Source organism: Saccharopolyspora sp. ASAGF58 (genome assembly GCF_012277335.1).
Classification (GTDB): domain Bacteria; phylum Actinomycetota; class Actinomycetes; order Mycobacteriales; family Pseudonocardiaceae; genus Saccharopolyspora; species Saccharopolyspora hattusasensis.
Genome location: NZ_CP040605.1, coordinates 796,377 through 819,003, shown reverse-complemented (window position 1 = coordinate 819,003; position 22,627 = coordinate 796,377). Strand labels below are relative to the sequence as shown.

The following is a 22,627-nucleotide window of genomic DNA, read 5'->3' as shown; positions in this document are numbered from 1 at the left end:
TCAGTGGTCGAGTTGGGTGCGGAGTTCGGCGAGCAGGCCCAGCGCGGCGTCGGCGATTACCGTGCCCGGCGGGAAGATCGCGCTGGCACCGGACTGCCGGAGGGCGTCGAAGTCGGCCGGCGGGATGACCCCGCCGACGACGATCATGATGTCGTCGCGGCCCAGTTCCCGCAGCTCGTCGCGCAGCGCGGGCACCAGGGTGAGGTGCCCGGCGGCGAGGCTGGAGACGCCGACGATGTGCACGTCGGACTCGGCGGCCTGGCGGGCCACCTCGGCCGGGGTCTGGAACAGCGGGCCCACGTCCACGTCGAAGCCGAGGTCGGCGAACGCGGTCGCGATCACCTTCTGACCGCGGTCGTGGCCGTCCTGCCCCATCTTCGCGACCAGGATGCGCGGGCGGCGGCCCTCCGCCTCGGCGAAGTCCGCCACCTGCTGGCGGGCCGCGTCCAGCTGCTCCGACGGCCCCGACTCGTCCCGGTACACGCCGGTGATCGTACGGATCTGCCCGGAGTGGCGGCCGAACACCTTCTCCAGCGCATCGGAGATCTCCCCGACGGTCGCCTTCTCCCGCGCCGCGTCCACGGCCAGCGTCAGCAGGTTGTGCGCCAGGTCGGCGGGCCGCTCGTCCGACATCGACGCCTCGGCCGCGGCGGTGAGCCGGCGCAGCGCGTCCTCGCAGGCCTCGCTGTCGCGTTCGTCCCGCAGTCGCCGCAGTTTCTCCAGCTGCTGCGCACGGACCCCGGCGTTGTCGACTTTGAGCACGTCGATCTGCTCGTCGCCGTCGTAGCGGTACTTGTTGACGCCGATCAGCGGCTGCCGCCCGGAGTCGATGCGGGCCTGGGTGCGGGCCGCGGCCTCCTCGATGCGCAGCTTGGGGATTCCGGCGTCGATGGCCTGCGCCATGCCCCCGGCGTTCTCGACCTCGGTGATGTGCGCCCAGGCGCGCTCGGCGAGGTCCGCGGTGAGACGCTCCAGGTAGTAGCTGCCGCCCCACGGGTCGATCACCCGCGTGGTGCCGGATTCCTGCTGCAGCACCAGCTGCGTGTTGCGGGCGATGCGCGCGGAGAAGTCGGTGGGCAGCGCCAGCGCTTCGTCGAGCGCGTTGGTGTGCAGCGACTGCGTGTGCCCCTGGGTGGCGGCCATCGCCTCGACGCAGGTGCGCACCACGTTGTTGTAGACGTCCTGGGCGGTCAGCGACCAGCCGGAAGTCTGCGAATGGGTGCGCAGCGACAGCGATTTCGGGTTCTGCGGCTCGAAGGCCGCCACCAGCTTCGACCACAGCAGCCGGGCCGCGCGCAGCTTCGCGACCTCCATCGCGAAGTTCATCCCGATGCCCCAGAAGAACGACAGCCGGGGCGCGAAGGCGTCGATGTCGAGCCCGGCCTGCCGCCCGGCGCGCAGGTATTCGACGCCGTCGGCCAGGGTGTAGGCCAGCTCCAGGTCGGCGGTCGCCCCGGCCTCCTGGATGTGGTAGCCGGAGATCGAGATGGAGTTGAACTTCGGCATCCGCTGCGAGGTGTAGGCGAAGATGTCGGAGATGATCCGCATCGACGGCTGCGGCGGGTAGATGTAGGTGTTGCGGACCATGAACTCCTTGAGGATGTCGTTCTGGATGGTCCCCGCCAGTTTCTCCGGCGCGACGCCCTGCTCCTCGGCGGCGACGATGTAGAGCGCCATCACCGGCAGCACCGCGCCGTTCATGGTCATCGACACGCTCATCTTGTCCAGCGGGATGCCGTCGAAGAGCTGCCGCATGTCGAAGATCGAGTCGATGGCCACCCCGGCCATGCCGACGTCGCCGGCCACGCGCGGGTGGTCGGAGTCGTAGCCGCGGTGGGTGGCGAGGTCGAACGCCACCGACAGGCCCTTCTGGCCCGCGGCCAGGTTGCGGCGGTAGAAGGCGTTGGACTCCTCGGCGGTGGAGAACCCGGCGTACTGCCGCACCGTCCACGGCTGGTTGACGTACATCGTCGGGTACGGCCCGCGCAGGAACGGCGCCAAACCCGGGTAGGTGTGCGGGAAGTCGAGCCCCGCGACGTCGGCCGAGGTGTAGAGCGGCTTGATCCCGATGCCCTCCGGTGCTTCCCACACCAGGGCGTCGGAGTCCTTGCCGGTGGCGGACAGCAGCTCCTGCTGCCACCGCTCGGGGACCGCGGCGGGCGGCCGGCGAACATCGGCGCTGTCCAGCGGGATGTCGGCGAAGTTCGGGATCTGCGTCATCGTCCCACTCCCGCATCGGTCTTGATGGGCGCATCGGTCTTGATGGGCGCATCGGTCTTGCTGGGCGCATCGGTCTTGCTGGGCGTATCGGTCTTGCTGGGCGTATCGGGCTTGATGGACAACAGTTTCTGGACGTCGGTCAGGACGGCCAGCGCATCGCATCCGGCGAAGGCGAAGCCGTCGACGCCGTCCGGTGCCGGATCGCTCGGTTTTCCGGCCAGCAGCACGTGTTTCGCCCCGGCCCGCTTGAGCGCCGCAGCGGTTTCCGCGGCGCGTTCGGCGTAAACCTTGTCGCTGGAGCAGAGACACACCACCGGCGCGCCGGTGTAGGCCGCGAGAACGTCCGCTGTGGACTCGGTCGCGCCGGCGTCCGTGCATTCGATACCGCCCGCTGCGAACAGGTTCCGCGCGAACGAGGCGCGCGCGTTGTGCGCGGCGAGCGAGCCGAGCGTTGCGAGGAACACCGCAGGGCGTTGGCCGGTGGCTTCCAGCTGCGCGTCGCCGGCGTCGCGCAGCCGCTCGAAGTCTTCTGCGTAGCGGTGCACCGGCAGGCCGCCGGACGGCCGTTCCGGCGTGGGCTCCCGTTCCAGCGGCGGCTCGTCCAGGTTCGGGAACTCGCTGACGCCGGTGATCGCGTCCTCGCGGTGCGCGATCGCGGCGCGGCGCTCTTCCCAGGTGGCCGCGAGCCGGTCGGTGACCAGGCCGGACTCCAGCGCGGCGGGCAGCCCGCCTGCCGCCTCGATCTCCTGGAACCACCGCCAGGCGGCCCGCGCCAGCTCCTCGGTCAGCGACTCGACGTACCAGGACCCGCCCGCCGGGTCGATCACCTGCGCCAGGTGCGACTCTTCCAGCAGCAGCGCCTGGGTGTTGCGCGCGATGCGGCGGGCGAAGTCGTCCGGCAGGCCGATCGCGGCGTCGAACGGCAGCGCGGTCACCGCCTGCGCGCCGCCGACCCCGGCGGCGAATGTGGCGATCGTGGTGCGCAGCATGTTCACCCACGGGTCACGCCTGGTCAGCATGGCCGCCGACGTCACGGCGTGCTGCGCCTGTGCCCGCGCCGGCTCCGATGCGCCGCTGGACCGGGTCACCTGCTCCCACAGGCGCCGCGCGGCGCGCAGCTTGGCGATGCTCAGGAACTGGTCGGCGGTGGTGGCGAAGCGGAACTCCAGCAGCCCGGCGGCGGTGTCGACGTCAAGCCCTGCCTCGGTCAGCCACCGCAGGTAGGTCGTGCCCACCGCGAGCGAGCAGCCGAGCTCCTGCGCGTCCGAACCGCCCGCGTCGTGGTACGGCAACCCGTCCACGACCAGCGCCTTCAGCTCCGGGAACTCCGCAGCGCAGCGGCGGGCGAGCGACACCGCCGCGTCCCGGTCGCCGGGCCGGCCGGTCCCGGCCTGCACGCCCAGCGGGTCGGCGCCAAGGTTGCCGCGCAGTGCGGTGCCGGGCAGGTCCTGCTCGGCGGCCAGCGCCAGGAAGGCGTCCGCCGCCGCGCCGAAATCAGCGCCCGCGTCGAGGGTCATGCCGATCATGTCCAGGTGCACGCCGGTGAGCGCGTCGGCGAGGTCGTCGACCGCCAGCCCGCCGGCTCCGAGCCGCAGCCACAGCGACGACACCCCGTTGTAGAGGTCCGCCAGGATCTCGCGGTTCGTCTCGGCTGCGTCCGGGTTCTCGTGCCGCTGCCGCACGTCCCAGCCTTCGGCGACGCTGCCCTGTGGGCGGCTGCCGCGCACGAACGGCGCCAGCCCCGGCGCACCGGCCTCCGGCGGGCCTTCGGTGTAAAGCGGGTGCACGACTATGCCGTCGTAGGTCGTCGAGGCCAGCACGTCCTCCACCGGCCCGGCGGGATCCTGCTCGCCGATCAGCCCGGACCGCTGCAGCACTTTCTTGACCTGAGCCCGCCACTGCTCGCGGTCCACGGGCCTGGCCGAGGAGAGGTCCAGCCCGCCGCCGCTCGTCGTCGAGTGAGCCACCATGAACGTCATGGTAAGCCGATCCGCCGGTTCTGGAACCATCTGTGACCTGGAACTCGCATCGCTGGGTGGACTAGCCACGATTCACTTAGCCCCGCTCTGCGGTGGGCCTCCGCCGGTTCGGCGAGCTCTTCGCCAGTCACCTGACCCGTCGGTGCGAGGGGGCGGGTGTCAGCGCTCGTAAATCTCGCGGCGGTGGCCGACCGCGACCACCACGACGACGAGACGCCCGTCTTCGACGCGGTAGATCACCCGGTAGTCGGCGACTCGGATCCGCAGGTAACCGGAGACTCCCTTGAGCGCGATGGCTCCGGCGGGCCGTGGATCGTCGGCGAGCTGGTCGATCGCGATCTGCAGCCGTCGCCGAATCGGCTTGTCAAGCTTGGCCAGGGTTTTCAGGGCGTCGCGGGTGATCTCGATCTGGTAGGTCACCGATCCCGCTCCAGCGCGACGATTGCAGCTTCCCAGGAAACCGTGCCGGACTCCTCTGCTTCGGCGACGCGGCGCGCCCAGTGGGCGTCTTCTTCGGCTTCCCAGTGCTCGGCGACGTCCGCTGCCACGAGTGCGGCAACCCGCTTGCCCCGATGGGTCAGGTAGACGTACTGGCCCTCGCTCGCCAGCTCGATGTAGCTCGGCAGGTGGGCGCGGGCAGACGAGACATTGACTTCAATGGCGGCGCTGTCGTCCATGTGTACAGCTTCGACGCTCATGCACGAATTGTACAGTCGGTACAAGTAGTCAATCGACCACCCTCTGTTACTGCCGCGAGCGGCCGCAGAGGTGGTAGACCCAGCCCGATTCCGGGGTGTAGTGGAGTTCGTAGTGGGTTTCGATCTTCGGGCCGTCGTGCAGGTGGATGTGCCGCAGCAGTCGTCCCGCGACCGCCTCGGAGTCGCGGAGGTCCTGGATCCGGCCGTCCAGCGGCCCGCCGACGAAGCGCACGTTCCGGCTCGTCATGACATCCCTCCTCCCGCACGTGCCCCATGGTCCCCGATCGACGGCGCCCAACACCAGCGTGCAAACCGGCGTGCCCACGAAGACGTGGCCGATGAGCCCGCATCCGGCCACCCCGGGTCGATTCGGCCGGAGTTGGGCAGGGACGATGGAGGGCACGATGAAGCTCACCGACCAGCTCCCAGCCCTCTCGACCGACTCCCCGGACCCCGACGCGGTGCTCGACGCGTTCGTGTCCTGGACCACCGACCAGGGCATCGAGCTCTACCCGGCGCAGGAAGAAGCGCTGATGGAGGTCGTGACCGGGGCGAACCTGATCCTGAGCACGCCGACCGGCTCCGGCAAGAGCCTGGTGGCCACTGGGGCGCACTTCACCGCGCTGGCCGCAGGCAAGCGCAGCTTCTACACCGCACCGATCAAGGCGCTCGTGTCGGAGAAGTTCTTCTCGCTGGTGGACATTTTCGGCGCCGAGAACGTCGGCATGATGACCGGCGACAGCAGCGTCAACGCCGACGCCCCGATCATCTGCTGCACGGCGGAGATCCTGGCCAACATGGCGCTGCGCGACGGCGACCGCGCCGACGTGGACCAGGTCGTGATGGACGAGTTCCATTTCTACTCCGAGCCCGACCGCGGCTGGGCGTGGCAGGTGCCGCTGCTGGAGCTGCCGCGCACCCAGTTCGTGCTGATGTCGGCGACGCTCGGCGACGTCACCTTCTTCCAGGAGGACCTGACCCGGCGCACCGGCCGGGAGACGGCCGTGGTCACCTCGGCGGAGCGGCCGATCCCGCTGACCTTCCGCTACGCCAAGACGCCGCTGCACGAGACGATCGAGGAGCTGCTGACCGGCCAGCAGGCCCCGGTGTACGTCGTGTACTTCAACCAGGCTTCGGCGCTGGAGCAGGCGCAGGCGCTGATGAGCGTCAAGGTCGCCACCCGCGAGCAGCGCGACGAGATCGCCGAGGCGATCGGCGACTTCCGCTTCACCGCCGGATTCGGCAAGACCCTGTCGCGGCTGGTGCGGCACGGCATCGGGGTGCACCACGCCGGGATGCTGCCGAAGTACCGGAGGCTGGTGGAGCAGCTCGCGCAGGGCGGGCTGCTCAAGGTCATCTGCGGCACCGACACCCTAGGGGTGGGCATCAACGTGCCGATCCGCACCGTGCTGATCACCGGGCTGACCAAGTACGACGGGGTTCGCACCCGGCACCTGAAGGCGCGGGAGTTCCACCAGATCGCCGGTCGCGCCGGCCGCGCCGGGTACGACACCGCCGGTTACGTGGTGGTGCAGGCACCCGAGCACGAGATCGAGAACGAGCGGGCGCTGGCCAAGGCCGGCGACGACCCGAAGAAGAAGCGCAAGCTGGTGCGCAAGAAGGCGCCCGAGGGCTTCGTGTCCTGGAGCGAGAAGACTTTCGAGAAGCTGGAGTCCGCCGAGCCGGAGCCGCTGCGGTCCAGCTTCACCGTCAACCACGCGATGCTGCTCAACGTCATCAACCGGCCCTCCAACGGTCGGCATCGTGATGCGTTCTCCGCAATGTCGCACCTGCTCACCGACAACCACGAGGACCGGCCGACGCAGCGCCGCCACATCCTGCGCGCCATCGCGATCTACCGCGCGCTGCTGGCCGCCGGGGTGGTCGAGCAGCTCGACGAGCCCGACGAGCAGGGCCGCCGGGTGCGGCTGACGATGGACCTGCAGTTCGACTTCGCGCTCAACCAGCCGCTCTCGCCGTTCGCGCTGGCCGCCATCGAGCTGCTGGATTCCGGGTCGCCGGGCTACCCGCTGGACGTGCTGTCCGTCATAGAGTCCATTTTGGACGATCCGCGGCAGGTGCTGTCGCAGCAGCAGTTCAAGGCCCGCGGCGAGGCCGTCTCGCAGATGAAGGCCGACGGCATCGAGTACGACGAGCGGATGGAACTGCTGGAGGAGATCACCCACCCCAAGCCGCTGGCCGAACTGCTGGAAGCCGCCTACGAGACCTACCGCAAGGGGCACCCGTGGGTCGGCGAGCACGAGCTGTCGCCGAAGTCGGTGGCCCGCGACATGTTCGAGCGGGCGATGAACTTCGTCGAGTTCGTCAACTTCTACGGGCTGGCCCGCTCCGAGGGGCTGGTGCTGCGCTACCTGGCCGACGTCTACAAGGCACTGCGCCACACGGTTCCCGACGACGCCAAGTCCGAGGAACTCACCGACATCATCGAGTGGCTCGGCGAGCTGGTCCGGCAGGTCGACTCCAGCCTGCTCGACGAGTGGGAGAAGCTGCGCCACCCGGGCGCGGGGCCGACGGCCGTGGCGATGGACAAGGCCCCGGAGCGGATCACGCTGAACAAGCGGGCCTTCCGGGTGCAGGTGCGCAACGCGTTGTTCCGCCGCGTGGAGCTGGCGGCGCGGCGGCGCTACGACCAGCTCGGTGCGCTGGACGCGGAAGGCGGCTGGGACGCCGACGCGTGGGAAGACGCGCTGGAGGAGTACTTCGAGCAGCACGAGGAGATCGGCACCGGCCCGGACGCGCGCGGCCCGGCGCTGCTCATCATCACCGAGGAGCCGGAACGCTGGCTGGTCCGGCAGATCTTCGCCGACCCGGCCGAGGACCGCGACTGGGGCATCAGCGCCGAGGTCGACCTCGCCGCCTCCGACGAGGCGGGCACCGCGGTAATCCGGATCACCGACGTCAACCAGCTCTGAGCTCCGATCCGCCCCGGTTGTGTGGGGTCATCGGCGGCAACATCTACGGTGGCAAGGTGCCGGCGCGGACCTGCCGTTCCCGCCGTGTCCGACCGCAAGTTCCATTGAAATCGGACCTTCGATTTCAATGGAACTTGCGGATTACCGGCGTGTCGGACCCCGACACGCCGGGGGTCGTGGGGAACTTCCGCAAGTTCCATTGAAATTGCGGCTACCAGATCCGCGAGGTAGGCGGCATCGCGCACGCGATCATGGTCTGGCACCAACCGGTCCAGTTCGGATATCGTCTGCCGAGCCCGGGCAGCGAGCTGGAGCAGCGGGCGCGCGAGGCGCTGGACGCCGCCGTGACGGCGGTCAAGGCCGATTTTCCCGCCGTGGACCTGCGATCCCGGCTCATCCGCGGGCAGGTGGTGCCAAGCAGGCCGATATGCTTGTGATTGGCGGCAAAGGACACGGCGCCTTCACTGGCATGCCGGTCGGGTCGGTGGCGTTGAAGCTGGTGCACCACGCTGCCTGCCCGGTCGTCGTCGTCCGCTGACGAGGCCAGACCGGCGGGCACGTCGGACAAGTGGAAACAGGTGGGCATGCAGCAGGCCGAGGAAATCACGCTGTTCGGGCTCGACGGTTGGCGGTGGCTCAACCCGCCGGTGAACTGGTTGTCCTACGCGGGATTGACGGTGACCGCCGATTCCGGCACGGATTTCTGGCGGACGACCCACTACGGCTTCGTGCGCGACAGCGGGCACGCGCTGCTGCGCCCGGTGGGCCCGCGGTTCACCCTGACGACCCGGTTCTTCGGCGACTACCGGGAGCAGTACGACCAAGCCGGGTTGCTGCTGCGGCTGGACGAGCAGAACTGGATCAAGGCGGGCATCGAGCTCGTCGACGGCGAGCAGCTGCTCAGCGCGGTCGTGACCCGCGAGGTCTCGGACTGGAACGTGGTGCCGCTGGCTGCGGTGTGCGGCCCGGTCGAGTCGATCACCCTTCAACTGGAGCGGGCCGGCGACACCGCGACGATCCGCTACGCCGCCGAAGGCGACGAGCCCAAGACGCTGCTTCGGGTGGCGTACTTCCCGCCGGAGGTCCCGGCCGAGGCCGGGCTGATGTGCGCCTCCCCGGACGGCGCGGGTTTCCCGATCCGCTTCGCCGAACTGTCCCTCGTGGAGGGCTCGTAGTCTTCTCGAACATCTTTGAAGCGGCGCCCCGCTTAGCTCACCCCCGAAGCTCGTACCGCTGCGGGTTCTCAACAGTGTCGTGAGGGGACACCCCGCACCCCGAGCTATCTCGCGAGGACAGCCCGGCTCATGAACATGCATTCATGAGTCGGGGATCCCACCACGAGAAGGCTCCTGAGGTTCCGCTACCCGCACCGCTACGGAAATCGAGCCTGGAAATAGCCTCTTGGTCAGCTCGGCAGTTCGGCGGTGAGGGAGTATAAGGGGTCGGTGAAGCTGCGGCCGGTTTCGGTGAGTTCGCGGCCAAGCCGGGCGGCTGCCTCGTCGATCGTCTCGCGCCGCACGCGCCAGCCGAACCCGGCGAGCCGGTCCTCCGGATCCGGCCGGTCTTCGGGGCTGAGCAGCACGTTCAGGTCGACGCCCCACTTCGCCGACGGCCGCGTGAAGTCATCGTCCTGAGGTACCGTCCGCTTCGTGGTCAGGTTCTCGATCGCGACCCGGCTGCCCGGCGCGGACAACTCGTGGACGACTTCCAGCAGGCGTGCTTCGGCTGCCGCGGGCAGGTAGGGCAGGAGCCCCTCCGCCAGCCAGGCGGTGGGTCGGGTCGGATCGAAACCGGCGTCCCGGAGCGCGGCGGGCCAGTCTTCGCGCAGGTCCACCGCGACCGCGTGGCGATCGCAGCCGGGACGGGCATCGTGGGCCGCGAGGACTTCGTCCTTGTAGGCCAACACCTTCGGCTGGTCGATTTCGAAGAGCCGGAATCCGGGCGGCCACGGCAGCCGGAACGCCCTGGTGTCCAGGCCCGCGGCCAGGATGATTCCTTGCCGCACGCCCGCCGCGCAGGACTCCTCGAACCACTCGTCGAAGAATCGGGAGCGCAGGCCGATGTAGTCGATCGCGTCCTGCCAGGACGATTCGAAGTCCGCGGGCACCGCAGGTCCGGCGGCCTGCACCAGCATCGCCGCGTACGGGTCGTCGATCAGCCGGTCGGCGCGCTTGGTTTCCAGCGCTCGGGCGCTGGCGACCATCAACGCGGTGATCCCGACACCCGACGCGATGTCCCATTCCTCGTTGGTCGACACGGTGTCTCCTTCCCGCAGTTTCAAATGAAACTGCACCAGGGGTGATGAGGTGGTCACGCTGTTGCATACCACCCGGTATTGTCGTGTGGAAGGAGATCGACAGCGCTGGTGAGGGCCGGGATGAACCTCGGCGGGCTGCTCGACGGCCCGGCCGCCCCTCGAAGTCGTCCTGTGCGGACGTGAATGCGCCTAGCCGCCAGCGGTCAGCGGCGGCGCCAGGCGTGTTCGCCGAGCAGGCGCAGGCCGTTGAGGCCCACGATGATCGTCGAACCCTCGTGGCCCGCCACGCCCAGCGGCAGCGGCAGGTTCCCGACCAGGTCCCACAACACGAGCACGGTGATGAAGGTGCCCGCGATGACCAGGTTCTGCTTGACCAGGCGGCGGGCGCGGCGGGACAGGTCCACGACCTTCGGCACGGCGGCCAGTTCGTCGCGGACGACCACCACGTCCGCCGTTTGCAGCGTCAGGTCGGAGCCGGTGCGACCCATCGCCACCCCGCAGTGCGCGGCGGCCAGCGCGGGCGCGTCGTTGACGCCGTCGCCCAGCACCATCGTCCGCTGCCCGGATTCCCGCACCGCCGCGACCTTGTCTGCAGGCAGGAGCCCGGCGCGCACGTCGTCGATGCCCACTTCGGCGGCGACCTGCGCGGCCGCGCGCTTGTTGTCGCCGGTGAGCAGCACCGGTTCCGAGCCGGTCAGTTCTCGCAGCTCCCGCACCGCTTCGGCGGCGTCCGGGCGCAGCCGGTCGGCGATCCCGAGAACCCCGGCGGGCGCGCCGTCGACGGTCACGAGCACCGCGGTGTGGCCCGCGGCCTCCAGGTCGGCGGCGAAGTCCGAGTCGCGCGGGCTGGTGACCTCCACCGCGCGTCCGTCCACAGTGGCCGAGACGCCGTGCCCCGGGGTCGCGTGGAAGTCCTCGGTGTGCGGAATGGCGATCTCCTTCTCGTGCGCGGCGGCCACGATCGCGCGCGCCAGCGGGTGCTCGCTGAGGTGCTCCGCGCCTGCGGCCAGCGCGAGGAGCTCGTCGGTCGCCCAGCCCTCGGCCGGGTCGATCCGCACCACGCGCGGCGTGCCTTCGGTGAGGGTGCCGGTCTTGTCCAGCGCGACCCGCTCGACCTCGCCGAGCCGTTCCATCACCACGGCCGACTTCACCAGCACGCCGTGCCGCCCGGCGTTGGCGATCGCGGACAGCAGGGGCGGCATCGTGGCCAGCACCACGGCACACGGCGAGGCGACGATCATGAACGTCATCGCGCGCAGCAGGGCGCTCTGCAGGTCGTCGCCGAGCAGCAGGGGGATCGCGAACACCGCGAGCGTCGCCACCACGACGCCGATCGAGTACCGCTGCTCGACCTTCTCGATGAACAGCTGTGTCGGCGCCTTCGTCTCGCCGGCCTCGGCGACCAGTGCCACGATGCGCGCGATCACCGATTCGGAAGCGTCTTTCGCGACGCGCACCCGCAGCGCGCCGGTGCCGTTGAGGGTGCCCGCGAACACCTCGTCGCCCGGCTGCTTCGCCACCGGCAGCGGCTCGCCGGTGATGGTCGCCTGGTCGACGTCGCTCGCGCCGTCGAGGACCTCGCCGTCGGCGCCGATCCGCTCCCCAGGGCGCACCACGATCACGTCGCCGACCTGCAACTTCGCCGTGTCGACGGTCTCTTCGACGCCGTCGCGCACCCGGACCGCGGTCTCCGGCGCCAGGTCGAGCAGGCTGCGCACCGAGTCCTCGGTGCGGGCGGTTGCGTAGGCCTCCAGGGCGCCCGAGGTGGCGAAGATGACGATCAGCAGCGCGCCGTCGGTGATCTGCCCGATGGCGGCGGCGCCGATGGCCGCGACGATCATCAGCAGGTCCACGTCCAGGGTCTTCTCGCGCAGCGCCTGCAGCCCGGCCAGGCACGGTTCCCAGCCGCCGGTGGCGTAGCAGACCAGGTAGAGCGCCCAGTAGAGCCCGGCCGGCCCGCCGGTCAGCTGCACGGCGAGGCCGAGCAGGAACGCCACCAGCGCAGCGGCGGCCCAGCGCGCCTCCGGCAGCGCGAACAGGCCGCGCCCGGTCTTCGGCAGCGCGGGTATCGGCGGGGTCGTGCGGTCTGTGGCGGCGGTCATCGCGAGCACCCTTCCGGCGTCGTTTTGCGGGTCCGGGCGAGCACGATACATGAATGAGTGATCAGCTATTCATATGTCCCAGTCGTTAGAATGCCGGGCATGGGTCACGTAGTCAATCGCGAGGTCACGCCCGCCGCGCGGCTGGACGCGGCGTCAGCGGCCTCGGTCGCCGAGACGCTGCAGGCGCTGGCCACGCCGTCGAGGCTGCTGATCCTCAGCGAACTGCGCCAGCGCGCGATGGCGGTGGGCGAACTGGCGGAGGCCGTCGGAATGGAGCAGTCCGCGGTCTCGCACCAGCTGCGTCTGCTGCGCTCGCTCGGGCTCGTCGTCGGCAACCGCTCCGGCCGAAGCGTGGTCTACTCGCTGTACGACAACCACGTCGCCCAACTCCTCGACGAAGCCGTCTACCACATCGAGCACCTGCGCCTGGGCATCCGCGACTGACATGCGCCGTCAGGCCGAACGAGGCACATACATGATCACGGCAACGCCGACCAGGCAGATCAGCGCCCCGATGATGTCCCAACGGGCGGGCCGGAAGCCGTCGACGAACACGCCCCACAACAGCGATCCCGCCACGAACACCCCGCCGTAGGCGGCGAGGATCCGGCCGAAGTTCGCATCGGGCTGGAAGGTGGCGACGAACCCGTAGATGCCGAGCGCGATCACGTCGGCCCCGATCCACAACAGCCCCCGCTGCTCCCGGACCCCCTGCCAAACGAGCCAAGCCCCGCCGATCTCAGCGAGAGCGGCAATCACGAACAGGACTACGGAACGCAACACGGACATACCCGAACGCTAGCCGCCCGCCTCGGTGATGCGTGAAAGATAACGACGCCGTTGGTGGGTTGAGTCTTGCCTGCACCCTCGGGTCTCACCAAGGGCATCCGCCGCGGGCGTGCTACACCCGGCTCGCGGTGAACAGCAGCGGGGTGGCGACGTCGTGCCGGGCGCTCAGGTCGCTGTCGTCGAAACAGGCTGCGGTGAGCAGCGACGGCGACCGGAGAGTCTCCGGTCGCGACGCCGTGTCGAGGCACTGGACAGGCAGCAGCACCTGCTCCACGTCCAACGCCAGACTGCCGATGCGCGCCACCGCGTCACCGGCGCAACTCAGGAACGGCTGTACCGGCAGCGGCCGATCGCCAGGCACCGATTCGGCCTCCACCTGGAACCACGCTGCGAGCGACGCGTCGGCGAGCGGGTGCTCCTGACCGGCGTCGTTCATACCCCACAAACCCGCCGGGCCGTCGTCGCGCAGCCACCTCATCGCGACCGACCGCCCGTAGAACAGCAGGTACGCGTCACGGTCCGTGTCCGGGGCGCGCCACGGGTGCGGTGTGAACTCGCCGTAGAAGGCCGTGAACATGGTGCCCGCGAACTCGCGAGCACCATGTGCCAGGCCAGGGCGGGCTTCCTTGCTGTTGCTCGTCATTTCACCTCTTGCCTGTATCAACGCCTGGCACGTTTCCTCTTCCTGAGGGTTGGTTTGTGGACCGGTTGGGGTGGATGGCCGGGCAGTGCCGGGGGACATCGGGGAGGTGATACACCGCCCGGCCATCCCGGTGCCCGAGCGCCGCTTGGGGAAGTGACGGGGCTCGGGCACGTGGGATCGGCGAGGACACCGGCCTGGGAGGGGAAACGATGCGCGGTGCCCCCGCCGGGTCTACATGCGCCGCAGTCCGGCGAGGATTCGCTGCAGTACCAGCGGATTGCATGCGCGCTCGTCGGAATCTGCTGCTCGTGCTGGTAGCGCGGGAATTCGGGTGCCCTCGTTGGCGTTGTCGGGCGGAGCCCCGCGGATCGTGGTCGGTTCGCGGAGTCGGTGACGGCCACCGCTGCTCGTTTCGGCCTCGATCCGCATGGCCAGATACCGAACCGTCAATGCGCCTTCGCCGCCCCCTGCATGCTGCGGCTGACACATGAAGTAGGCGCGCAGATACCAGGTGAGGGCCGCAAGAGCGACGATCCCAGCGATGATGGTCCAGGCGATCACAGTTTGCGCGCTCATCCCTTCAGTGCCTCAGCTTCGAGTGCAGCTCCGGCAGCTGCGGACCGAAGCAGGCTTGTCCCTGGACGAAGCAGCCGCGCATCTGGAGCGATCGCGAGCGACAGTGGGGCATTGGGAGCGCGGGCGCTCCAGGGTGTCCGCGAAAGATCTCGACGCGCTGCTGGAGCTCTACAACGCTCCGGAGGAGTTGGTCGAACAGCTCCAGCATCTGCGCCGGGAGAGTGGTCAGCGGGGCTGGTGGCACAGCTACAAGCTGCCGTCCTACCTCGCTCCATTCGTCGGATTCGAGGCCGAGGCCAGCGAGATCTTCCACTTCGAGCTCGGGTTGGTCCCAGGGCTGCTGCAGACCGAGTACTACGCGCGAGCTGTGCACGAGGTTGGCCGACTCAAGCTGTCTGAGTCGGAACTTCAGAGCTGGGTTGATGTCCGCCTCAAGCGGCAGGAGAGGCTGAATGACGGCGGGGGTCTAACGCTGCACGCTGTGGTGGCCGAGGAAGCCATTCCGCGCGTTGTCAGATCCCGAGCCGTTATGGCTGAGCAGCTTCGGCATCTTGCTGCCGTGGCGAAGCGACCGAGCGTCAATCTCCAGGTCTTGCCCTTCGAAGCAGGTGCCCATGCTGGCTCGGTCGGTCCGATCAACCATTCTGCGGTTCGAGGATGCTTCGCACGATGATGTGGCGTTCAGCGACACCCCGCTCGGTGGGCACGTGATCGATGATCTGCGCGACGTGGCAGAGCTTTCGCGGTTGTTCGGCACTCTCCAAGCGCAAGCTCTTTCGGCCAAGGAGTCGAGGCGCCTGCTGGGTAGCATCGCGGATGCGCACACCGGTTCGAAGGAGTGAGAGACGTGAGCCCGACACCCTTATGGCGCAAATCCAGCCGCAGCGCTCAGGCAGGCAACTGCGTTGAGGTCGCCACGAACATGATGGATACCGCCCTGGTCCGTGACAGCAAGCTCGGCGATTGGTCTCCGAGTTCGACGGCTGACGTGGGGTCGTGAGTGGTTGTTCCGGTAAGAACCGGATCAGGCACTCACGAGCCCTGAGCGCTCAGCTGAGGCCGACGATTTGGCCGTGGGCGTCGATGTCGATGGATTCCGCCGCCGGGTGGGAGCCGAGGCCGGGCATCGTGCGCATCTCTCCGCAGATTGGGTAGATGAAGCCCGCTCCCACCGAGGCCCGGACTTCCCGGACGGGGAGGGTCCAGCCCGTCGGGGCGCCGAGCAGGGTCGGGTCCGAGCTCAGCGACAGGTGGGTCTTGGCGATGCACACCGGGAGGTTCCCGAAGCCGTTGGCCTCGTAGCCGTCCAGTGCGCGGGCCGCCGCCGGTAGGTACGACACCCCTGCCGCGCCGTATACCTTGGTTGCGATGGTTTCGATCTTCGCCCGCAGGTCCGCCGAATCCGGGTAGAGCAGCTGGAACGCGGCCGGTTCCTCGGCCGCCGCCACCACCGCTTCGGCCAGTTCCAGCGCGCCCTTGCCGCCCTCCAGGAAGTGGTTGCTGACCGCGACGCGCGCGCCTTCGGCCTCGGCTACCTGGCGGATCGCCTCGTGCTCGCTGGAGTAGTCGGTCGGGAACGCGTTGATCGCGACCACCGGAGACACCCCGTGCAGCCGGATGTTGTCGATCTGCTTGCGGAGGTTCGCCGCCCCGGCCAGCACGTCGTCGGGGTTCTCGGCGAGCATCGCCGCGGGCAGCGGCTTGCCCGCCACCACCTTGTACCGGCCGGAGTGGGCCTTCAGCGCGCGCACCGTCGCCACCAGCACCGCCGCGTCCGGGCGCAGGCCGGAGGTGCGGCACTTGATGTTGAAGAACCGCTCCGCGCCCATGTCGGCCCCGAACCCGGCCTCGGTGACCACGTAGTCCGCGCACCGGCTGGCGATGCGGTCGGCCACCACCGACGAGTTGCCGTGCGCGATGTTGCCGAACGGTCCCGCGTGCACCAGCACCGGCGTGTTCTCGGTGGTCTGCATCAGGTTCGGCTTGATCGCCTCGCGCATGATCACCGCCATCGCCCCGGCCGCCCGCAGCTGCTCGGCGCTGACCGGCTCGCCGTCGCGGGTGTAGCCGACCACGATCCGGCCCAGCCGCCGCCGCATGTCCTGCAGCGACGTGGAAAGCGCCAGTACCGCCATCACCTCGCTGGCCGCGGTGATGTCGAAACCGGTCTGCCGCGGCGTGCCGTCGAGCCGACCGCCGAGGCCGGTGACGATGTTGCGCAGGTCGCGGTCGTTGACGTCGAGCACCCGCCGCCAGGTGATCCGGTGCGGGTCGACGCCCAGCGAATTCCCCCGGTGCAGGTGGTTGTCCAGCATCGCGGCTAGCAGGTTGTGCGCCGCCGTGACCGCGTGCATGTCGCCGGTGAGGTGCAGGTTCAGCGCCTCCATCGGCACCACCTGGCTGTACCCGCCGCCGGCGGCGCCGCCCTTGATGCCGAACGTCGGGCCCATCGACGGCTGCCGGATCGCCACCACAGACCGCTTGCCGAGGTGCCGCAGGGCTTGGCCGAGTCCCACCGTCGTGGTCGTCTTGCCTTCGCCCAGCGGGGTGGGCGTGATCGCCGAGACCACGATGTAGCGGGCGGTCGGCCGCTCGGGCAGCTCGTCGAGCGCCTCCAGCGAGATCTTCGCGGCGCTGCGCCCGTACGGTTCGAGCAGGTGCGCGCCGATGCCCAGCTGCGCTGCGACGTCCTCCAGCGGCAGGAGCGCGGTGGCGCGCGAAATGTCCAAATCGGACGGGATGCTCATGCTGGGACCTCCCGAAGTCTGGCGACCAGGTCGTGGCGCCATTGCACCGTCTTCGCGATCTCATTGAAGGTGAAGAAGTGCCAGCCCGCGATTCCGCAGGTGGTGTCGACGAGGTAGGGGGACAGCCCGTCGAACAGCTCCTCCGGCGTGTAGCGGGTGAGCAGCTTCGACACCACGCCGTGCTGCTTGCGCAGGAAGCGCATCGAGTCGCCCAGCCCGATCTTCAGCGAGATCCGCAGCAGCTTGTGCGCGTCCACCACGCCCGGCACCCCGATGTAAATCGGCAGCGCCAGGCCGCGGGCGCGCACGTCCTTCACCCAGGACGCAACGGTGTGCGGGTCGTAGCAGATCTGCGAGATGACGTAGTCGGCGTAGCGGGACTTCTCGGTCATCGCGCGGATGGTCGAAGCGTCGGAGATGAACGCGTGCCGCTCGGGATAACCGGTGATGCCCACCCGCGCGGGCCGCCGCCCCAGCTCGTCCATCGCGCGAAGCAGCGCCAACGCGTCCGGGAATTCGCCGCGGGGATGGGGGGAATCCCCGGCCACCACGAAGACCTCGGACAACCCCAACGCGTCCACGCGATCCAGCAGCGCCGTCAGGTGCGCGGTGTCGGCGATCAGCCGGGCGGCCAGGTGCGGCACCGCGTGCAGGCCGCGGCCCAGCAGCTGGGCGGCGACGTCCAGCGTCGCCTCGGTGCCCTTCGTCGGCGACGACGTGATGGTCACGGTCGTCCCCGGCGGCAGCTGTTCGGCACGCTCGACCGCGCCGCGCAGCGGCAGCACCTCGAACCTGGCGTTCATCAGGTACTGCTCCAGTCGCTCGGCGTTGGCGTTCATCGCGATCACCACCTCTCCTGGATCAGTCCTTATCCGTCACGCCGTCGCGCGGATCAGTCGTTTCGGAATGTCCTTGGTGGGGTCCAGGAACGGCTTCTCCACGACCACCGCTTCCTGCGGGCCGTGCTGGGTGTCCACCACCAGTTCCGTGCCCAGCTCGTGGTAGGCGATCGGCACCATCGCGTAGCCGATGTTGCGCTCCAGCCGCGGCGAGTAGCAGGCCGAGGTGACCTCGCCGATGTGCAGGCCGTGCGGGTCGTGCACGGCGAAGGTGTCGATCATCTCGCCGTCGTTGAACGAGCCCACGCTCGGGCCGCCGATCTCCACGCCGACCAGCTTGCGGCTGATGCCCTCGCTCTTGATCCGCCGCAGGGCCGCCTTGCCGATGAAGTCGGCCTCCTGGTCCAGGTCGACCATCCAGGTCTTCTCGAAGCCGTAGCCCACCTCGAACGGGTTGGTGTCGTAGGTGATGTCGCAGCCCCAGGACAGGATGCCGGCCTCGATGCGCCGGATGTGGCAGGGCCCGATCACCCTGAGGTCGTGCGGTTTCCCGGCCTCCCAGATGGTGTCCCACAGCTTCACGCCGTCGCGGTCGGCGTTGTGCAGGTAGATCTCGTAGCCGAGTTCGGCGGTGTAGCCGGTGCGCGACACCACCACCTGCATGCCGTCCAGCTCGCGGTCGACGGCGTAGTAGTAGGGCACGTCCAGGATGGACTCGCCGAACAGGTCGACCATCACGTCCCGCGACTTCGGCCCCTGGACCTGCACGGGTCCGACGTCCGGTTCCCGGATCTGCACGTCCATCCCGAGGTTATGCGCCAGGCCCTTGGCCCACAGCAGCACGTCGCTGTCGGCCAGCGACAGCCAGAAGTGGTTCTCGCCGAGCCGCAGCAGCACTGGGTCGTTGATGATGCCGCCGTCCTCCGCCGTGACGAACACGTACTTGCACTGCCCGACCTTGCATTTGGTCAGGTCGCGGGCCACCAGCATGTTGGTGAACTCGAACGCGTCGGGTCCGGTGATCTCCACCTGGCGCTCCACGCCGACGTCCCACAACGTCACGCCTTCCAGCAGCGCCCAGTACTCGCCGATCGGGTCGCCGTAGTGGCGGGCGTGGTAGGTGTGGTTGTACACGCTGTAGAGGCCGACGCCGTGCCGCCGCGACGCGTAGAAGAACGGCGACTTGCGCAGGCGCGGGTAGAGCAGGACGCCGGGGTTCGGGTTGATGCTCATGGCTGGTTCCTCCTTGACTGGTTCGTGGTCGTTTTGCTTGGCGGTGCGAGTGGCGGAACCTCAGGTGGCGTCTCGCTGTGGGATCCCCGACTCATGTATGTCCAACGCCACGTCGGGGCTGTCCTCGCGAGGGTGCAGGTGGTAGACGGCACCCACACCGCTGGCCGATCGCCTCGGCCGGGCGTTCTGCAGGTCTGGCGGGGTCGAATGCGCCGATCAGCGGCGCATTCTGCTCATCTCGGGGTCCAACACGGGGTCAGCGACGACCGTGGCCGGATGTCGCTGGTCGAAGTAGGACACCCGCACGGGGGTGCCCGGATCGGACAGGTCGGCCGGCAGCCACGCGTAGGCGAGGCTCGCTCCGACGCTGTGCCCATAACCGGCGCTCGTGGTGAAACCGACGGGGGTGCCGTCGGCGAACACCGGCTCGGATCCCATTAACACGGTGCCGTCGTCGATCGTCAGACAGCACAGCCGCCGCCGCGGGCCGCTTTCCCGGCGCCGCAGCAGCGCGTCTCGTCCGATGAACTCGCCCTTGCCAGCCTTCACGGCGAAGGCCAGACCGGCTTCATCGGGGTCGTGCAAGCTCCACATGTCCGCCCCCCAGGCTCGATATCCCTTCTCCAGGCGCAGTCCGTTGAACGCGCCACGACCGCCGGGGAAGATGCCGTGCTCGGCACCGGCGGCGGCCAGCAGGTCCCACAGCCGCCGGCCGAACTCCGCCGAGCAGTACAGCTCCCAGCCGAGTTCGCCCACATAGGACAGTCGCAGTGCGAGAACCGGAACTTCGCCGACGTACAACCGCTTAGCGCGGAAGAACCGGAAGGCCTCGTGTGAGACGTCCCGGTCGGCCAGTTCGGCGAGCACGTCCCGGGCCCGCGGGCCCCACAGGCCGATGCAGCAGGTGCCGCCGGTGATGTCGCGGACCTGCACGGTCTCGTCGGCGTGCCGGCGCAGCCAGGCGATGTCGCGCGGACCATTGCAGCCGACCTGGAAGGCGTCGCGCCCCAGCCGGGCGACCGTGATGTCGGCCCGGATGCCCGCGGTCGGTTCCAGCATCAGCGTGTAGGTGACGTAGCCGGGCGGGCGGTCGAGCTGGTTGGTGGTCAGCCGCTGCAGCAGGTCCAGCGCGCCGCGACCGCGGACTTCCGCTCGGGGGAGGGAAGTCATGTCGTACATCGCAACTCGCTCCCGGGTGGCCTGGTGTTCGGCGGCGACGATCGGGGACCAGTAGCGTCCCGCCCACGGCCCGGGCTCGACGATTTCCCGGCCGTCGACCAGGGGCTTGTTGCTCTCGTACCAGTGCGGTCGCTCCCAGCCGGCGGCTTCCAGGAACACCGCGCCGAGCTCGCGCTGGCGGTCGTGGAACGGGCTGGTGCGCAGCGGGCGCGGGTGTTCCGGCGGTTGCTGCGGGTGGATGATGTCGTAGACCTCGCGGAAGCTCTGCGCACCGCGTTCGCCCACATAGGACGGACTGTGCGCGAAGTCCTCGAAGCGGCGGAGATCGGCCTGCCGGAGGTCGATGTCGGGCACCTCGCCGGCCAGCCACTGCGCCATCGCGCGGCCGACCCCGGCGGCGTGGGTGATCCAGACGGCCTCGGCGACCCAGAAGTTGTCGATCTCGTTGGACGGCCCCAGCACCGGCATCCCGTCGGCGGTGAATAGGAACAGGCCGTTCATGCCCTCGGCGATCTCGGTGCGGTTCAGCGCGGGCAGCAGCTCACGGGCGTCCGCCCACGGCCCGGCGAAGTCCTCGGGGGTGAACGGCTGCACCGACGCCATGCCCTTCCAACCGCCGCCCTCCGACGGCGCCTCGGCGCCCGCGCCCGGCGCGGCGGTGGGCAGCAGATCGTTGCTGTGCACCGGAATCGCGCGGTGCTGGTAGGAGCCGATGCCGTAGCGGTCGTGGATCTGCCGGAAGTACATGGAGCGGTCCTGGTGCCGCAGGATCGGCTGCCGCACCTCGTCGGTGCCCGGTTCCAGGCCCGGCACCGGGCCGGTCACGGCGTACTGGTGCGCCAGCGGCTGCACCGGGATCGACACCCCGGCCAGCCGGCCGATCTTCGGGCCCCAGACCCCCGCGCAGCACAGCACGGTCTGCACCGGCACCTCGCCCTGCGAGGTGCGAACGGCGCGGACCCTTCCACCTTGGACGTCGAAGCCGATCACCTCGGTGTTACCGGCGAACCGCACGCCAAGCCGTTTCGCTTCGCGGGCCATGGCTTCCGCCGCGCGGACCGGCTTGGCGATCCCGTCGGTGGGCACGTGCAGGCCACCGTGGATGCGCGCCGGGTCGACCTGCGGGATGCGGTCGTGCACCTGCTGCGGGTCGAGCAGCTCGCCCCGGATTCCCCACGCGGTGGCCAACCCGAGCTTGCGCTTGAGGTCGTCCCAGCGTTGCGCCGTCGCGGCGACCTCGATCCCGCCGACCTGGTGGAAGCAGGGCTGCCCGTCGAGCTCCAGCCCGGAGTAGCACTGGACCGTGCGGGCGGCCAGGCGACTCATCGTCTCCGACGGGTTGGTCTGGAAAACCAGGCCTGGCGCATGGGAACTGGAGCCTCCGGTGGCGAACAGCGGGCCCTGCTCGACGACCAGGACGTCGGTGATCCCGAGGCGCGCAAGGTGATATGCGGTGCTGCATCCCACGATGCCGGCCCCGACGAGGAGAACTCGGACGCTCGAAACCATCGCTGCTGCCTTGTTGCGCCTACGACAACTCACTGCGGTAAACGCAACAGTGCGCTTCGACCCGGGGCCGCGTCAAGGACACGCGCGACTCAATTTCGGCGTTGGGCCGACCGTGGCGCGGAGTGGTCGATTGACGACGCAGCGTGTTTGCCGAAGATGCCGTCCGGGGGACGGCGGGCCCGAAAGGATCAACCGGATCCCGTTGCGGTCAAAGGGAGTTCGGCTCAGATCAACTGGCGGATGGCCCGCTCGAAGTGGTCGACGTGCGCGACCGCGATGCGGTCGGCGCGGTCGGCGTCGGCGGCGATGAGCGCCTTGAGTAGCCCGGCGTGCTCCCCGACGTGATCGGAGACCTTCGGCAGCCGGTCGAAGAACAGGTGCCAGATCCGCAGCGCCAGGTTGTAGTACTGGTTGAGGGTGCCTTCGAGGTAGCGGTTGTGGGTGCAGCGGTAGATCGTGCGGTGCACCCGCGAGTCGACGTCCATGATCGCCGCCTGCTCGCCGCCGAGGTCCTCGACCAGTGCCCGCAGCTCGTCGAGCTCGGCCCGCTCGGCGTCGGTGGCGCGCTCCGCGGCGCGGCGGGCGGCGTGGCCCTCCAGGCGGCGCCGCACATCGGCGATCAGGGCGTGATCGGTGATGTTGACCTCTGTGACGAAGCTGCCGCGGCGCGGGTAGATCGCCACCAGCGACTCGGCCTCCAGTCGCTTGACGGCCTCCCGGAAGGGGGTGCGGCCGATGCCGAGTTCGGTGATCAGCGGCTCCTCCCGTACCGGTGCGCCGGGCGGCAGCTCCAAAGTCAGGATCAGGTCGCGCAGGGCCAGGTACGCGCGCTCAGCCTGGGGCGGGCTGTCGCCGGATCGGGAATTGACGGCTGCGGACACGTCTCGTAGCCTACCCGAAAGACTGATATACCAGTTGTTGTC

General features: G+C 69.3%; 23 protein-coding genes. 8 read left to right on the top strand and 15 right to left on the bottom strand.

Going from position 1 to position 22,627, the window contains the following annotated elements:
• From scpA to FDZ84_RS03535, 5 genes are all read right to left on the bottom strand, one after another.
• Complete coding sequence (gene scpA / locus FDZ84_RS03555) at positions 1 to 2,220, bottom strand: methylmalonyl-CoA mutase (protein ID WP_168584694.1); 2,220 nt, start codon at positions 2,218 to 2,220, stop codon at positions 1 to 3.
• Positions 2,217 to 4,190, bottom strand: a complete 1,974-nt coding sequence (locus FDZ84_RS03550) for a methylmalonyl-CoA mutase family protein (protein WP_246869119.1) — start codon at positions 4,188 to 4,190, stop codon at positions 2,217 to 2,219. The genes scpA and FDZ84_RS03550 overlap by 4 nt, the downstream gene beginning before the upstream one ends.
• A gap of 168 nt (positions 4,191 to 4,358) precedes the next feature.
• Entirely contained in the window at positions 4,359 to 4,619 is a 261-nt protein-coding gene (locus FDZ84_RS03545; RefSeq protein WP_168584693.1) for a type II toxin-antitoxin system RelE/ParE family toxin, read from the bottom strand.
• Positions 4,616 to 4,897, bottom strand: a complete 282-nt coding sequence (locus FDZ84_RS03540; protein WP_168584692.1) for a type II toxin-antitoxin system Phd/YefM family antitoxin — start codon at positions 4,895 to 4,897, stop codon at positions 4,616 to 4,618. Before FDZ84_RS03540 ends, FDZ84_RS03545 begins: the two co-directional genes overlap by 4 nt.
• 46 nt (positions 4,898 to 4,943) lie before the next feature.
• Complete coding sequence (locus FDZ84_RS03535; protein ID WP_168584691.1) at positions 4,944 to 5,144, bottom strand: hypothetical protein; 201 nt, start codon at positions 5,142 to 5,144, stop codon at positions 4,944 to 4,946.
• A gap of 157 nt (positions 5,145 to 5,301) precedes the next feature.
• On the opposite strand from FDZ84_RS03535, the gene FDZ84_RS03530 reads away from it, so the two are divergent.
• The 4 genes from FDZ84_RS03530 (at position 5,302) to FDZ84_RS03520 (ending at position 9,005) form a co-directional block, all read left to right on the top strand.
• Positions 5,302 to 7,830 carry an RNA helicase gene (locus FDZ84_RS03530; protein WP_168584690.1) on the top strand — a complete coding sequence of 843 codons (2,529 nt, stop codon included), beginning with the start codon at positions 5,302 to 5,304 and terminating at the stop codon, positions 7,828 to 7,830.
• 251 nt (positions 7,831 to 8,081) lie between these two features.
• Entirely contained in the window at positions 8,082 to 8,267 is a 186-nt protein-coding gene (locus FDZ84_RS38525) for a hypothetical protein (protein WP_246868774.1), read from the top strand.
• The gene (locus tag FDZ84_RS38520; protein ID WP_246868773.1) at positions 8,258 to 8,368 is read left to right on the top strand and encodes a universal stress protein; all 111 of its coding nucleotides are present in this window, start codon (positions 8,258 to 8,260) and stop codon (positions 8,366 to 8,368) included. The genes FDZ84_RS38525 and FDZ84_RS38520 overlap by 10 nt, the downstream gene beginning before the upstream one ends.
• A 46-nt stretch (positions 8,369 to 8,414) precedes the next feature.
• Positions 8,415 to 9,005: a DUF1349 domain-containing protein gene (locus FDZ84_RS03520; protein ID WP_168589773.1), complete on the top strand. Its 591-nt coding sequence runs from the start codon at positions 8,415 to 8,417 to the stop codon at positions 9,003 to 9,005.
• Positions 9,006 to 9,235: 230 nt separating this feature from the next.
• On the opposite strand, the gene FDZ84_RS03515 is transcribed toward FDZ84_RS03520, so the two are convergent.
• Both FDZ84_RS03515 and FDZ84_RS03510 read right to left on the bottom strand, forming a co-directional pair.
• Complete coding sequence (locus tag FDZ84_RS03515; protein ID WP_168584689.1) at positions 9,236 to 10,087, bottom strand: SAM-dependent methyltransferase; 852 nt, start codon at positions 10,085 to 10,087, stop codon at positions 9,236 to 9,238.
• A 203-nt stretch (positions 10,088 to 10,290) separates the two neighbouring features.
• Positions 10,291 to 12,189, bottom strand: coding sequence for a heavy metal translocating P-type ATPase (locus tag FDZ84_RS03510; protein WP_168584688.1), 1,899 nt, complete (start codon positions 12,187 to 12,189; stop codon positions 10,291 to 10,293).
• A gap of 99 nt (positions 12,190 to 12,288) precedes the next feature.
• Here FDZ84_RS03510 and FDZ84_RS03505 point away from each other — a divergent pair, with 99 nt between their 5' ends.
• The gene (locus FDZ84_RS03505) at positions 12,289 to 12,633 is read left to right on the top strand and encodes a metalloregulator ArsR/SmtB family transcription factor (protein WP_168584687.1); all 345 of its coding nucleotides are present in this window, start codon (positions 12,289 to 12,291) and stop codon (positions 12,631 to 12,633) included.
• 9 nt (positions 12,634 to 12,642) lie between these two features.
• Here the strand turns inward: FDZ84_RS03505 and FDZ84_RS03500 are convergent, their stop codons facing one another.
• The 3 genes from FDZ84_RS03500 to FDZ84_RS03490 form a co-directional block, all read right to left on the bottom strand.
• Positions 12,643 to 12,978: a YnfA family protein gene (locus FDZ84_RS03500; RefSeq protein ID WP_168584686.1), complete on the bottom strand. Its 336-nt coding sequence runs from the start codon at positions 12,976 to 12,978 to the stop codon at positions 12,643 to 12,645.
• Between the two features lie 112 nt (positions 12,979 to 13,090).
• Positions 13,091 to 13,621 (bottom strand): hypothetical protein, encoded by a 531-nt coding sequence (locus FDZ84_RS03495; RefSeq protein ID WP_168584685.1) that lies wholly within the window; start codon positions 13,619 to 13,621, stop codon positions 13,091 to 13,093.
• A 231-nt stretch (positions 13,622 to 13,852) separates the two neighbouring features.
• Positions 13,853 to 14,197 carry a hypothetical protein gene (locus FDZ84_RS03490; protein WP_168584684.1) on the bottom strand — a complete coding sequence of 115 codons (345 nt, stop codon included), beginning with the start codon at positions 14,195 to 14,197 and terminating at the stop codon, positions 13,853 to 13,855.
• Between FDZ84_RS03490 and FDZ84_RS03485 the strand changes: the two genes are divergently transcribed.
• The 3 genes from FDZ84_RS03485 to FDZ84_RS03480 are packed head-to-tail and all read left to right on the top strand — an operon-like array spanning position 14,163 to position 15,197.
• Positions 14,163 to 14,870: a helix-turn-helix domain-containing protein gene (locus FDZ84_RS03485; protein ID WP_371812764.1), complete on the top strand. Its 708-nt coding sequence runs from the start codon at positions 14,163 to 14,165 to the stop codon at positions 14,868 to 14,870. The two genes, FDZ84_RS03490 and FDZ84_RS03485, sit on opposite strands and share 35 nt — an antisense overlap.
• A 34-nt stretch (positions 14,871 to 14,904) precedes the next feature.
• Complete coding sequence (locus tag FDZ84_RS40470) at positions 14,905 to 15,039, top strand: hypothetical protein (RefSeq protein WP_371812763.1); 135 nt, start codon at positions 14,905 to 14,907, stop codon at positions 15,037 to 15,039.
• Entirely contained in the window at positions 15,036 to 15,197 is a 162-nt protein-coding gene (locus FDZ84_RS03480) for a DUF397 domain-containing protein (protein WP_168584682.1), read from the top strand. The genes FDZ84_RS40470 and FDZ84_RS03480 overlap by 4 nt, the downstream gene beginning before the upstream one ends.
• 49 nt (positions 15,198 to 15,246) lie before the next feature.
• On the opposite strand, the gene FDZ84_RS03475 is transcribed toward FDZ84_RS03480, so the two are convergent.
• The 5 genes from FDZ84_RS03475 to FDZ84_RS03455 all read right to left on the bottom strand — a co-directional run bounded on the left by FDZ84_RS03475 (position 15,247) and on the right by FDZ84_RS03455 (position 22,585).
• A complete protein-coding gene (locus FDZ84_RS03475) occupies positions 15,247 to 16,944 on the bottom strand; it encodes a formate--tetrahydrofolate ligase (protein WP_168584681.1) in 1,698 nt (565 codons plus the stop codon).
• A complete protein-coding gene (locus FDZ84_RS03470; RefSeq protein ID WP_168589772.1) occupies positions 16,941 to 17,783 on the bottom strand; it encodes a methylenetetrahydrofolate reductase in 843 nt (280 codons plus the stop codon). The genes FDZ84_RS03475 and FDZ84_RS03470 overlap by 4 nt, the downstream gene beginning before the upstream one ends.
• A 36-nt stretch (positions 17,784 to 17,819) precedes the next feature.
• Positions 17,820 to 19,016, bottom strand: a complete 1,197-nt coding sequence (locus FDZ84_RS03465) for a glycine cleavage T C-terminal barrel domain-containing protein (RefSeq protein WP_168584680.1) — start codon at positions 19,014 to 19,016, stop codon at positions 17,820 to 17,822.
• Positions 19,017 to 19,232: 216 nt separating this feature from the next.
• Positions 19,233 to 21,704: an FAD-dependent oxidoreductase gene (locus tag FDZ84_RS03460; protein WP_168584679.1), complete on the bottom strand. Its 2,472-nt coding sequence runs from the start codon at positions 21,702 to 21,704 to the stop codon at positions 19,233 to 19,235.
• 224 nt (positions 21,705 to 21,928) lie between these two features.
• Positions 21,929 to 22,585 carry a GntR family transcriptional regulator gene (locus FDZ84_RS03455; RefSeq protein WP_168584678.1) on the bottom strand — a complete coding sequence of 219 codons (657 nt, stop codon included), beginning with the start codon at positions 22,583 to 22,585 and terminating at the stop codon, positions 21,929 to 21,931.
• Positions 22,586 to 22,627: the final 42 nt, after the last annotated feature.